Annotated in this window: 10 protein-coding genes and 1 tRNA gene; 4 read left to right on the forward strand and 7 right to left on the reverse strand. The window is 75.5% G+C overall.

Annotated features, from left to right (window positions below):
- Nucleotides 1–179 precede the first annotated feature (179 nt).
- A complete protein-coding gene (locus tag ACU616_RS10600; protein ID WP_446758421.1) occupies nt 180–830 on the reverse strand; it encodes a helix-turn-helix domain-containing protein in 651 nt (216 codons plus the stop codon).
- Nucleotides 831–1,075: 245 nt separating this feature from the next.
- The gene (locus ACU616_RS10605) at nt 1,076–2,668 is read right to left on the reverse strand and encodes a phospholipase D family protein (protein WP_446758422.1); all 1,593 of its coding nucleotides are present in this window, start codon (nt 2,666–2,668) and stop codon (nt 1,076–1,078) included.
- 95 nt (nt 2,669–2,763) lie between these two features.
- On the opposite strand from ACU616_RS10605, the gene ACU616_RS10610 reads away from it, so the two are divergent.
- Genes ACU616_RS10610 through ACU616_RS10620 form a run of 3 tightly spaced genes read left to right on the forward strand, consistent with a single transcriptional unit; the run spans nt 2,764 to nt 6,373 of the window.
- Nucleotides 2,764–4,032: an aspartate kinase gene (locus tag ACU616_RS10610; RefSeq protein WP_446758423.1), complete on the forward strand. Its 1,269-nt coding sequence runs from the start codon at nt 2,764–2,766 to the stop codon at nt 4,030–4,032.
- Nucleotides 4,029–5,081: an aspartate-semialdehyde dehydrogenase gene (locus tag ACU616_RS10615; protein WP_446758424.1), complete on the forward strand. Its 1,053-nt coding sequence runs from the start codon at nt 4,029–4,031 to the stop codon at nt 5,079–5,081. Before ACU616_RS10610 ends, ACU616_RS10615 begins: the two co-directional genes overlap by 4 nt.
- Before the next feature lie 11 nt (nt 5,082–5,092).
- Nucleotides 5,093–6,373: a glycosyltransferase 87 family protein gene (locus ACU616_RS10620; RefSeq protein ID WP_446758425.1), complete on the forward strand. Its 1,281-nt coding sequence runs from the start codon at nt 5,093–5,095 to the stop codon at nt 6,371–6,373.
- Here ACU616_RS10620 and ACU616_RS10625 read toward each other — a convergent pair.
- The 5 genes from ACU616_RS10625 to ACU616_RS10645 form a co-directional block, all read right to left on the reverse strand.
- Nucleotides 6,306–8,117: a prolyl oligopeptidase family serine peptidase gene (locus ACU616_RS10625; RefSeq protein WP_446758426.1), complete on the reverse strand. Its 1,812-nt coding sequence runs from the start codon at nt 8,115–8,117 to the stop codon at nt 6,306–6,308. The two genes, ACU616_RS10620 and ACU616_RS10625, sit on opposite strands and share 68 nt — an antisense overlap.
- Before the next feature lie 4 nt (nt 8,118–8,121).
- Entirely contained in the window at nt 8,122–9,243 is a 1,122-nt protein-coding gene (locus ACU616_RS10630; protein ID WP_446758427.1) for a hemolysin family protein, read from the reverse strand.
- Complete coding sequence (locus ACU616_RS10635; protein ID WP_446758428.1) at nt 9,240–10,586, reverse strand: hemolysin family protein; 1,347 nt, start codon at nt 10,584–10,586, stop codon at nt 9,240–9,242. Before ACU616_RS10635 ends, ACU616_RS10630 begins: the two co-directional genes overlap by 4 nt.
- A gap of 102 nt (nt 10,587–10,688) precedes the next feature.
- Nucleotides 10,689–10,762 (reverse strand) — tRNA-Pro (locus ACU616_RS10640).
- Between the two features lie 40 nt (nt 10,763–10,802).
- Nucleotides 10,803–11,711 (reverse strand): metallophosphoesterase, encoded by a 909-nt coding sequence (locus tag ACU616_RS10645; protein WP_446758429.1) that lies wholly within the window; start codon nt 11,709–11,711, stop codon nt 10,803–10,805.
- Nucleotides 11,712–11,787: 76 nt separating this feature from the next.
- Here ACU616_RS10645 and ACU616_RS10650 point away from each other — a divergent pair, with 76 nt between their 5' ends.
- Nucleotides 11,788–12,240, forward strand: coding sequence for a GatB/YqeY domain-containing protein (locus tag ACU616_RS10650; RefSeq protein WP_446758430.1), 453 nt, complete (start codon nt 11,788–11,790; stop codon nt 12,238–12,240).
- The last annotated feature ends 109 nt before the right edge of the window (nt 12,241–12,349 follow it).

Here is a 12,349-nt window from a genome sequence, read left to right on the forward strand (position 1 = left end):
GGACTCGACTCCTCTGGCGCGGGCTGGACTGTCGCTCCTGGGGGCGGTCAGCAGCGCCGGGGACGCGCTCACGTCACGGCAGGACACCGCGGCGAGGGGGCCGACCTAGGAGAGGGCCTCGCCGCGGCGGGTAAGCAGGAGGCTGCCGCGCACGACGCCCACGGTAGCAGCGGGTCAGCTCAGGTCGCAGCCACACACGCAGTCCGGCGCGTGCGGCCCGGGTCGGCCCGGGGTGGGCGGGCCGTCGTCGAGCAGGAGGTCGTCGCAGGCCGGCGGGCACTCGCAGCGGAACCGGTCGCCGGCCGGCCGGAGGACGCCGGCCGCGCGCCGGCGCTCCAGCTCCTCCTCGCGGGCCTCCGCGCGGCCGCCTGCCGGGCCGCGGCCCGGGCGGCGGGACCGTCCCCGGGCCGGGGGAGCTGGTGGTCCTCCGGTGTCCCGCCGCGCACACTCCTCCGCTCGTCCCTGCGCCGACGGTGGCGGGTGAAGGTGTAGATGACCGGGGTGCGGTCGTACCGGTGCGGCCCGTGCCACCAGCCCTCGTCGCCGTGCCGGGTGTCGAGGTGCGCGGGGAATCGCCGGCCGCCCTCGTCCCGGACGGCCCTGCCGTCCATCGGCGCGACCTCGGCGCCCTCCCCGTCGACCAGCACCAGCCGCAGCCCCGCCACCTCCGCGAGCCGGGCGAGGGCGCGTGCGTCCAGGCCCCGCGTGCCCGCCTCGGCTGCCGCGACCGTCGCCTTCGGGATCCCGGTGGCCGCGGCGATCTCGCGCTGCGACAGGTCGGCCCTGCGTCGGATGCGGCGGATCAGGCCGGGCAGGTCCAGGTCGGGCACCGCGGCAGCGTCCCGTGCGGAGCGCGCCAGGAGGCACCCCGGACGTCCACCTGGGGACCGTCGTGCTCTGCCCACAGTCGTGGGCAGAGCACGAGGGCCGGGAGCGGTATGGCGGTGCCCTCCGTCGTGCTCTGCCTACAGTCGTGGGCAGAGCACGACGATGCGGGGAGGAGGGTGCCGGGGCTGGTGCCCCGGCTGCGCCGGTGTCGGACCGGGCGTCCCCGCGCGGCCGGGACCATGGGTGGTCAGAAGTCGCCGCGCAGGCGCAGCTTCAGCGGGCGGCCGTCGGGGTCGTCGATCAGGCGGTAGACCGGTGTCGCCCACAGCCGGGTGGGCAGCGACAACCGCTCGGCCTGGTGGTGCCGCAGCCGGCCGCGCGGGCGGGGGCCGCGGCGGCCGCCCGCGTGCCAGGCGTCGAGCTCGTCGGCGGCCTCCTCCAGCGTGGCCACGAACGCCTCGGGGTCGAGCAGGTCGGCGTCCTCGCTGCCGTCGGCGGCCCGGTCGGTGTGCTCGCGCGCGAGCTCGAGCCGCAGGTCGCGGGCGAAGGTCCGCGCGCCGTCGCCGGCGCCGGCCGGGTCGCGCGGCTCCCGGGGGTCGAGGGTGGTGTCGAGGACGGCGCTGGACAGCTCGCTGTCGTGTGTCCACGAGCGCCGGTTGAAGTTGTCGCTGCCCACGCTGGCCCACACGTCGTCGACCACGCACACCTTCGCGTGCACGTAGACCGGCGTGCCGGAGTGGTTCTCGACGTCGAACACGTGCACCCGGTCGCGCCCGGCCCGCCGGCACATCTCGATCGCCTGCCACCGCCCGACGAACTGCGGCCGCTCGGCGAAGGCGCCCTCCTGGTCGGGCACCCGGGGGACGACGACGACCAGGTGCAGGTCCGGGTGCTCGGCCAGCGCCTCGGCGAACAGCCGGGCCACCGCGCCCGACCACATGTACTGGTCCTCCAGGTACACCAGCCGGCGCGCCCGCTGGATGGCCTTCGAGTACCCGCGGGCCACCGACCGCTCGCCCTGCGGGGCGAAGCGGTAGGGCGGGCGGATCGCCGGATAGGTCCGGAGGTTCTGCACCAGGTGCGGCCCGGCCGGCGGCGGCGGTGGCAGCTGCGGCGGCAGCGGGTCGCCCGCGAGGCGGGCGTGGTTCAGCTTGTCGCGCAGCCACGCGACCGGGTGGTCGGTGTCGGGGCTGTTCGGGTCGTCCCACCGTTCGCGGAAGACGGTGTCGAGCACGTGCACCGCCGGGCCGCGCAGCTCGAGCTGGACGTCGTGCCACGGCGGCGTCGGGCCGTAGGCGGAGGCCATCGCGACCGCCTGCGGGTCTCCCTGGTGCTCGGCGTCGTCGCGCCGGCTGTGGCACAGGTCGATGCCGCCGACGAAGGCGACGTCCTTCGTGGCGTCCTGGTCGTGCCGGCAGACGACGAACTTCTGGTGGTGGCTGCCGAAGCGCCGCACGCGCTGGTCGAGGATCACCTCGCCGCCGCCGTGCTCGATCTCCACGTCGAGCGCGCGGTTCTCCTCCTTGGAGAACGAGGCGGCGTCCAGGTGCGAGCGCCACACCAGGCCCCGCACCGTCACCCCGCGGCGCACCGCCTCGGTGAACAGCTGGGCGACCGTCGGCCCGCCCGGGCGCAGCTGCTCGTCGGGGTCGCCGCGCCAGTCGGTGAAGAACAGGTGGTCGCCCTCGTCGAGCGCCTCGACCACCTCGACCAGCCGGTCGAAGTAGGCCGACCCGTGGACCAGGGGGACGACCAGGTTGCCCTCGGTGAACGCGGGCAGGTCCGTGGCCGCGTTCCCCCGCTCCTCGGCGCTGAGCAGCCAGTCCTCGGGGTCGGTCACCCGGTGATCACATCGTGCGGGACCCGGCGGGCGCAACGGGGGGACACGGATGGGGAGTCCGGCGCCGCTGTCGCGCATCGGTAGCCTGTGGACCCGTGGCCCTCGTCGTGCAGAAGTACGGTGGCTCCTCCGTGGCCTCCGCCGCCCACATCAAGCGCGTCGCGGAGCGCATCGTGGCGGAGAAGAAGGCCGGCAACGACGTCGTCGTGGTCGTCTCCGCGATGGGCGACACCACCGACGAGCTGCTCGACCAGGCCAGCCAGATCACCGACGACCCGCCCGGCCGTGAGCTCGACGTGCTGCTCACCGCGGGCGAGCGCATCTCCATGGCGCTGCTGGCCATCGCGATCAGCACGTACGGCTACGAGGCCCGGTCGTTCACCGGCTCGCAGGCCGGGGTGATCACCACCAGCAGCCACGGCAAGGCCCGCATCATCGACGTCACGCCCGGCCGGCTGCGCTCGGCGCTCGACGAGGGCTCGATCGTCATCGTCGCGGGGTTCCAGGGTGTCAGCCAGGACACCAAGGACATCACCACCCTCGGCCGCGGCGGCTCGGACACCACCGCCGTCGCCGTCGCCGCGGCGCTGCAGGCCGACGTCTGCGAGATCTACACCGACGTCGACGGCGTCTTCACCGCCGACCCGCGGATCGTGCCCAACGCCCGGCGCCTGGAGACGGTCACCTACGAGGAGATGCTCGAGCTGGCCGCCTCCGGGGCGAAGGTGCTCGTGCTGCGGTGCGTCGAGTACGCCCGCCGCTACGGCATCCCGGTGCACGTCCGCAGCTCCTACTCCCAGCTCCCCGGCACGATCGTGACCGGCTCGATGGAGGACCTCAGCGTGGAACAGGCGATCATCACCGGCGTCGCGCACGACCGCAGCGAGGGCAAGATCACCGTCTACGGCGTCCCGGACCGGCCGGGCGAGGCCGCGCAGCTGTTCCGCGTGCTCGCCGAGGCCGAGGTCAACATCGACATGATCGTGCAGAACGTGTCGACGGCGGCCAGCAAGCTCGCCGACATCTCCTTCACGCTCCCCAAGAGCGACGGCCCGGCGGCGATCGCGGCGCTGGAGCAGGTCAAGAACACCGTCGGCTACACCGACGTCACCTTCGACCAGCACATCGGCAAGGTGTCGCTGGTCGGGGCGGGCATGCGCTCGCACCCGGGGGTGTCCGCCCGCTTCTTCGGCGCGCTGGCCGACGCCGGGGTCAACCTGGAGCTGATCAGCACCTCGGAGATCCGCATCTCCGTGGTGTGCCGGGACACCGACGTGGACGTCGCCGTCCGCGCGGTGCACGACGCCTTCGACCTCGGCAGCAACGAGGCCGAGGCCGTCGTCTACGGAGGGACCGGACGATGAGCGACAGCACGGGACCGCGCGTCGGCGTCGTCGGCGCCACCGGCCAGGTGGGCGCCGTGGTGCGGCGGCTGCTCGCCGAGCGGCAGTTCCCCGTCGGCGAGCTGCGGTTCTTCGCCTCGGCCCGCTCCGCCGGCAGCACCCTCCCCTGGGGGGACGGCGAGATCACCGTCGAGGACGCCGCCTCCGCCGACCCCGCCGGCCTCGACATCGCGATCTTCTCGGCCGGCGCGTCGACCTCGCGGGCCCAGGCCCCGCGGTTCGCCGCGGCCGGCGTCACCGTCATCGACAACAGCTCGGCCTGGCGGCGCGACCCCGACGTCCCGCTGGTGGTCAGCGAGGTCAACCCGCACGCCCTCGACAGCATCCCCCGGGGCATCGTCGCCAACCCCAACTGCACCACCATGGCCGCGATGCCGGTGCTGCAGCCCCTGCACGCCGAGGCCGGGCTCGTGCGGATCGTCGCGAGCACCTACCAGGCCGTCTCCGGCAGCGGGCTGGCCGGCGTGGAGGAGCTCGACGGGCAGGTGCGGGCCGTCGCCGACAAGGCGGCCGAGCTCACCCACGACGGGTCGGCGGTGGCCTTCCCCGAGCCGCGGAAGTACGTCGCCCCGATCGCGTTCAACGTGCTGCCGATGGCCGGCTCGGTCGTCGACGACGGGTCGTCCGAGACCGACGAGGAGCAGAAGCTCCGCCACGAGAGCCGCAAGATCCTCGGCATCCCCGACCTGCGGGTGTCGGGCACGTGCGTGCGGGTGCCGGTCTTCACCGGGCACTCGCTGTCGCTCAACGTCGAGTTCGCCCGGCCGCTGTCGGCGCAGCGGGCCACCGAGCTGCTCTCGGCCGCGCCCGGCGTGCAGCTCACCGACGTCCCGACCCCCCTGCAGGCGGCGGGGCAGGACCCGAGCTACGTCGGCCGGATCCGGCAGGACCCGGGTGTCGACGACGGCCGCGGCCTCGCGCTGTTCGTCAGCAACGACAACCTGCGCAAGGGCGCGGCGCTCAACACCGTGCAGATCGCCGAGCTGCTGCTCGCCCGCCGCGGCCGGTAGCCGACCGCCCGGTGGCGGTCGAGGAGCGCGTCGCCCCCCGCACCGGCCGGGCCCGGACGGCGCGCCGGGCCGGGGTGGTGCTGCTGCTGGCGGTGCTCGCCGCTGCGGTGTGCCTGGTCGTGCCCAACGACCCGTGGCACGACTTCTTCGACCTGCGGGTCTACCGCGGCGCCGTCGCGTGGTGGCTCGACGGGCGGCCGCTGTACGACTTCACCTACGGACGCAGCCCCTACGGCTTCACCTACCCCCCGTTCGCCGCGCTGCTGGTGGCCCCCATGGCCGCGCTGCCGGTGTGGGCGGTGGCGACGGCGCACACGCTGCTCAACGTCGTCGTCCTGGCCGGCCTGACCCGCTGGCTGGTGGTCCCGGTGGCCCGGCGGCACGGCTGGCCGCTGCCCTCCACCTGGGTCGCGGCCGTCCCGGTCCTGTTCGTCCTGGAGCCGGTGCGGGAGACGATGGGCTTCGGTCAGGTGAACCTGTTCCTCGCCGCGCTCGTGCTGGCCGACGTCACGGCGCTGCGGCGCGGCTCGCGGTGGGCCGGCGTCGGCACCGGCCTGGCCGCGGCGGTGAAGCTGACCCCCGCCCTGTTCGTCGTGTACCTGCTGCTGACCGGGCGGCGGCGCGCGGCCGGCGTCGCCACCGCGACCGCGGCCGGCGCCACGCTGCTGGCCGCCGCCGTCGCGCCGGGGACGTCGTGGCGGTTCTGGACCGAGACGCTGTGGCACACCGAGCGGGTCGGCCGGCTGGACAAGACCTCCAACCAGTCGCTGCTGGGCGCCCTCGCCCGACTCGCCGACCCGGGGGACCCGCCGCGGGCGGTGTGGGCCCTGCTCGCCGCCGTCGTGCTGGTCGCCGTGGTGGCGCGGGCGGTGCGCGTGGCCCGGGCCGGCGACGACCTGGCGGGGGTCACCCTCACCGGGCTGGCCGCGTGCCTGGTCAGCCCGATCTCCTGGTCGCACCACTTCGTGTGGCTGGTGCCGGCGCTGGTGGTCCTGGTCGACGTCGCCGCGGGCGCCCCGGTCGCCCCCGGACGGTGGCCGGGCCGGTCGCGCGTCGTGGCCGGGACGCTGGCCGCCGTCCTCGCGCTGGTGCTGGCCTCCTCGGCGATCTGGTTCGCCGAGGCCCATCCGGGCCACCACCACGACGCCGGCGTGTGGGGGCTGCTGGTCGAGGACCTGTGGCTGCTGGTGACCCTCGTCGTGGTCGCGGTGCTCCCGGCCCGGGTCAGGTCCGCACGTGCCGCAGCGCGAACGACAGCGCCGTCTCCACCTGGCGGATCGTCTCCTCGATGACCAGCGACCCGTGGCCGGCGTCGAACCGGTACACCTCGTGCGGCGTCCCGAGGCGGTCGAGCTCGCCGAGGTAGTTCTCGATCTGCCGGATCGGGCAGCGCGGGTCGTTGGCCCCGGCGACGACGAGCACCGGTGCCCGCACCGCCTCGACGTAGGTGATGGGGGAGGACCGCACGTAGACCTCGCGCACCTCGTCGGGCGAGCCGCCGAACAGCGCGCGGTCGTAGGCCCGCAGCCCCTCCATCTCGTCCTCGTAGGCGGCCAGGTAGTCGGCCACCGGCACCTCGGCGATGCCCGCGGCCCAGCGCTCGGGCTGCGTGCCCAGCCCCAGCAGGGTGAGGAAGCCGCCCCACGACCCGCCGGTGAGCACCGCCCGCGCCGGGTCGAGGAACCCCTCGGCGACGAGCGCGTCGTACACCGCGGCGACGTCCTCGAGCTCGGTCAGCCCCGGCCGGCCGGTGAGCGCGTCCCGCCACGCGCTGCCGTAGCCGGTGGAGCCGCGGTAGTTGACGTGCACGACGGCGTACCCGGCGTCGACGTAGGCCGCGCGACGGGCGCGGTAGGAGTCGTCGTCGGCGGCCTCTGGACCGCCGTGGACGAGGAACGCCGTCGCGTACGGGGCCGGGCCGGCCGGCCGGACGACGAGCGCGTGCACGTCGCCTCCGGGGCCGGGCACCCAGCGGTCCTCCACCGGGTGGGCCGCCGGCGGCTCCTCGCCGGGCGCGGCGAGCACGACCGGACCGTCGGCCCGGCGGATCACCGGCGGGTGCTGCGCCGACGACCAGGCCAGCTCCACCGTGCCGTCCGGGCGGGCGGTGGCCCCGCGGACGACGCCCGGTGGGGTGTCCAGCCGCTCCAGCGTCCCGCTGGCGAGGTCGTAGCGGTACAGCTCGCTGCGGGCGGCGTGGTCGTGGCCGACCAGCAGCGCCGAGCCGTCGGGGTACCAGCCGGCCGTCACGTCGCCGGGCAGGTCGAGCGCGAGCTCGACCTCGGTGTCGGCCGCGACGTCCCAGACCAGCAGCTCCTCCCGGCCGCGCCGCTCGTGGCCCACGAGCAGCCGCCGGTCGCCCGGCAGCGGGGCGAACTCCAGGGCGTGCAGGCCGCGGCCCTCGCCGTCCCACTTCTCGGCGACCACCGCCGGCGCCTCCTCGGTGGTGGTGGCCGTCCGCAGCACCCGCAGCGCCGGGTAGCGCGGGTCGCCGTGCTCGGAGTGCGAGATCACCAGCAGCTCGTCGTCGAGGGTCAGGGCGTCGACCGAGGCGGGGTCCTCGTGCCGGTAGACCACCCGCGGGCTCCCCCCGGCGGGGACCAGCCACAGCTCGCTGCCGTCGTCGGTGGAGCGCCCGATCGCCACGAGGCCGGCGCCGATCTCCAGGCCGGCGGGGTAGGCCGGACCGACCTCGGGGACGGCGACCCGGTCGTCCCCGCCGGTGAAGGGCTGCACCATCCAGACGCCGAACTCGTCGCCGTCGGTGTCGGCGAACCACCAGATGGTCTCGCCGTCCGGGCTGATCGTGCTGATGAGCGTGCCGTTGGCCCGGTCGGTGACCTGGCGGTGCACGTCGGTCGTGCGGTCCCAGGCGTACTGCTCGACGACGCCGCTGACGTCGGAGGAGTACAGGCTGCGGTGCGGGGCGTGCAGCGCCCAGTCGGGCAGGCTGACCCGGGGGGCGCGGAAGCGGGCCTGCCAGCGGGCGGTGACGTCGGGCGGGAGAGCGGGGACGGCGGCGGGCTCGGCACTCACCCGGTCATCGTCCCCCGGCGCCGACACCGGCCGGGTACCCGGCCCGGCCGCCCCGCACGCCGCGGGCGGCCCGGTCGGCCAGCACCCGGGTGTGCTCGGCGGCGGCGTCGCGGACGTCACCGATGAGCAGCTCCAGCACGTCCTCCAGGGCGACGAGGCCCACGGTCCGCCGCTCGGCCACCACGCCACCGAGGTGGGCGCCCTGGGCCCGCATCTCCGCGAGGACCTCGGGCAGCTTGCTGCCCGCCGCCAGCGGCACCAGCGGGGTGACGTGCTCGTCGGGGATCGGCTCGTCGCGGCCCTGCGCCTCGATGCCCAGCACGTCCTTGACGTGGACGAAGCCCAGCAGCGCGCCGTCCTCGTCGCGCACCGGGTAGCGGCTGAAGCCGTGCTCGGCGACGACGGCCTCCAGCTGCCGGGGCGTGGTCGAGCGCGGCACCGTGACCACGGTGTCCATCGGCAGCAGGACGTCCTCGACGGTGTGCTGCTCGAAGGTCAGCGCGCCGGCGGCGAGCTCGCTGACCTCGCTGCCCAGGAGCCCCTCCCGCCGCGACTGGGTGATCATCGAGCGGATCTCGGTCTCGTCGAAGCTGGCCGCCACCTCGTCGGTGGGGGTGACCCCGAAGAGCCGCACGAAGGCGTTGGCGGTGGTGTTGAAGAACCAGATCACCGGCTTGAGCAGCCGGGAGAAGGTGGCCAGCGCCGGGCCGAGCGCCATCGCCGCGCGGTCGGGGCCAGCGATGGTGATGTTCTTGGGCACCATCTCGCCGAGCACCATGTGCAGCACGGTCACCAGCGACAGTGCGATGACCAGCGCGACCGGGTGCAGCAGCGCCTCGGGGACGCCGAGGGCCTCCATCGGCGCCTCGATGAGGTGGGCGACGGCGGGCTCGCCGACCGCGCCCAGGCCCAGCGAGCACAGCGTGATGCCCAGCTGCGCGCCGGCCATCATCTGCGAGACGTTGCGCATGGCGGCGAGGGTCTTGCGCGCCCGCGTGCTGCCGGCGTCGGCGCGCGGCTCGATCTGGTCGACCCGGGCGGAGACCAGCGCGAACTCCGCCGCGACGAAGAAGGCGTTGCCCAGCAGCAGGGCCACCAGGACCAGCAGGCTCACGGCGTCGCTCACGCCGCCGTCCTCTCCGCGCGGATGCGGGAGGCCGTGGCGCCCGCCGGCAGCACCACCGTCCGCTCGGCGCGCACCCGGGCGACCCGGCGGCCGTCGAGGGTCTCGACGGTGAGCCGCGCGCCGTCGAGCTCGACGGTGTCGCCGACCTCGGGCAGGCGCTGCAACCGCTCGGCGAGCCACCCGGCCAGCGTCTCGTAGCGGCCCTCGGGCACCGGGATGCCGGTGCGCTCCAGCACCTCGTCGGGGCGCAGCAGCCCGGAGAGCAGCCAGTGCCCGTCGCCGAGCCGCCGCAGCGTGCGCAGCGGCCGGTCGGTCTCGTCGGCGATCTCGCCGACCAGTTCCTCGACGATGTCCTCCAGGGTCACCACGCCGTGCGTCGCACCCCACTCGTCGACGACCAGGGCGATCTGCAGGCCCTGCTCGCGCAGCAGGTCCATCAGCCGCTCCAGCCGCAGCGACGACGGGACGGCGAGCACGGGGTCGGCCAGCTCCCCGGCCGTGCGGCGGGAGCGCTCGGCCTCGGGGACGGCGACCGCGCGCTTGACGTGCACCACCCCGGTGACCTCGTCGAGGTCCGAGCCGTACACGGGGAAGCGGGAGTTGCCCGACTCGGTGGCCGCGGCGATGACGTCGGCGGCGGTGGCGCTGGCCCGCAGCGTCCACAACCGGGTGCGCGGGGTCATGACGTCGGTGGCGTACTTCTGCCGCAGGCCCAGGGACCGCTCCAGCAGCCGGGCGGCGACGGGGGAGAGGTCGCCCTCCTCGGCCGAGCGGCGGGCGACGGCGGCCAGCTCGTCGGCGCCGCGGGCGGAGTCGAGCTCCTCGCGCGGCTCGAAGCCCAGCCGGCGCACGATCGCGTTGGCCAGCCGCTGCAGTGCGGCGACGACGACGCCGGTGACCGCGGTGAACGCCCGCATCCCCGGTGCGACGACCCGGGCGACGCCGAGCGGGTTGGCGATCGCGAGGTTCTTGGGCCCCAGCTCGCCGAGGAGCATCTGCAGGGTCGTGGCCAGCGCCAGGGCCAGGCCGTAGGCGACCGCGGTGGCCGCGCCGCCGGACAGGCCGACCAGCTCCAGCGGGCCGCGCAGCAGCTCACCCAGGGCCGGCTCGGCCAGGTAGCCGACGACCAGCGTGGTGAGGGTGATGCCCAGCTGGGCGGCCGACAGCTGGGTGGACAGCGACCGCAGCGCGGTGACCACACCTCCGGCTCCCGCGTCACCGGCCCGGGCGGCCTCCTCGGCGCGCCCCCGGTCCACGGTGGTGAGGGAGAACTCGGCGGCGACGAAGAAGCCGGTGAGTGCGGTCAGCACCACGGCGGCGAGGAGGAGCAACCACTCGGTCATCGGGCTGCCGGTGCCCGCCGGGGGACCTCCCCAACCGGAGACGGACGATCCCGGCCCCGGAACGGCTCAGGGGCCGCCTCTCGGCGGCCCCTGAGCGGTGGGTCGGGGTGACAGGATTTGAACCTGCGGCCTCGTCGTCCCGAACGACGCGCGCTACCAAGCTGCGCCACACCCCGCGGTGCCTGGTGAGTCTAACCGACGCCCGGCGGTGCCCCGTCAGGGCTCCCGGGCGGTGAGGGTCAGCAGCGTCGCCTCGGGCGGGCAGGCGAACCGGGCGGGGGCGTAGGGGCTGGTCCCGAGCCCGGCCGAGACGTGCAGCCAGGTGCCGGAGGGGCGGCCGGGAGCCGGCGGCGCCCAGCGGTGCAGCCAGCGGGCGCGCGCCCGGTCGATGCCGCAGTTGGTCACCAGCGCGCCGTAGAACGGCACCCGCAGCTGCCCGCCGTGGGTGTGCCCGCACAGCAGCAGGTCGTGGCCGTCGGCGGCGAACCGGTCGAGCACCCGCGGCTCGGGGGAGTGGGCCAGCCCGACCCGCAGGTCGGCGCTGCGGTCGGCGGGGCCCTCGACGAGGTCGTAGCGGTCCCGCCTGAGGTGGGAGTCGTCGACGCCGGCGAAGGAGATCCGCCGCCCGGCCACGGTCAGCTCGCCCCGGGCGTTGGTGAGGTCCAGCCAGCCGCGGGCGGTCATCCCGTCGCGCAGGTCGCGCCAGGGCAGCGGGTCGCCGTGCACCCGCTTGTGCTCGCGCTTGAAGTACTTCAGCGGGTTCTTCGGCCGCGGGGCGTAGTAGTCGTTGCTGGCCATGACGAACACCCCCGGCAGGTCCAGCAGCGGGTCCAGCGCGCGCAGCGTCGGCCCGACGGCGTCGGCCCCGGCCAGGTTGTCACCGGTGTCGACGACGAGGTCGGGTGCCAGCTCGGCCAGCCCGGCCACCCACGCCTGCTTGGACCGCTGCCCGGCGGTCATGTGCAGGTCCGACAGGTGCAGCACGCGCAGCGGCGCGGATCCGGGGGCCAGCACGGGGACCGCGAAGCGGCGCAGCGTCCAGCGGTTCCGCTCGTAGAGGGAGGCGTAGCCCAGCGTCGCGGTGCCCGCCGCGACGGCGGCCGAGGGCACGGTGTACCAGCGCACGGTCGCCGAGCCTACGGGCGCGGCCGGTGCGCCACCCGGCGCCGGGGGACGCGCCGGCCGTGCCAGGCTGGGGCGCGTGTCCGCCCTCAAGGACCGGCTCCGAGCCGACCTCACCAGTGCCATGAAGTCCCGCGACGAGCTGCGCACCGCGACGCTGCGCATGGTGCTCGCGGCGGTGAGCGCGGAGGAGGTCGCCGGCAAGGAGGCCCGGGAGCTCAGCGACGACGAGGTGCTCGCGGTGCTGCGGCGGGAGGCCAAGCGGCGCCGGGAGGCGGCCGAGGCGTTCGCCGGTGCCGGCCGCGCCGAGCAGGCCGACCGCGAGCGCGCGGAGGGCGAGGTCGTGGCCGGCTACCTGCCGGCGCAGCTGGAGGACGCCGATCTCGCCGCCCTGGTCGCCGACGTCATCACCCGCACCGGCGCGAGCGGGATGAGGGACATGGGCCGGGTGATGGGTGCGGCCAACGCCGCGGTCGCCGGCCGCGCCGAGGGCGGCCGCGTCGCCGCGGAGGTCCGCCGCCAGCTGGGCTGATGAAGGACCCCTCTGCCCCCCACCCCTCGCACGCTCGGGGCGGGACCCTGCAGGTGGCCCCGTCCAGGGGCCCGCCCTGAGCTCGCGAAGGGTGGGGAGGACGGGGTCC

This window comes from Geodermatophilus sp. URMC 62 (assembly GCF_052931475.1).

What these genes read in the sequence shown, in the direction of transcription:
- ACU616_RS10615 (WP_446758424.1), top strand. Translation starts at nt 4,029, where the DNA reads ATGAGCGACAGCACGGGACCGCGCGTCGGCGTCGTCGGCGCCACCGGC.
- ACU616_RS10635 (WP_446758428.1), bottom strand. Translation starts at nt 10,586, where the DNA reads ATGACCGAGTGGTTGCTCCTCCTCGCCGCCGTGGTGCTGACCGCACTC.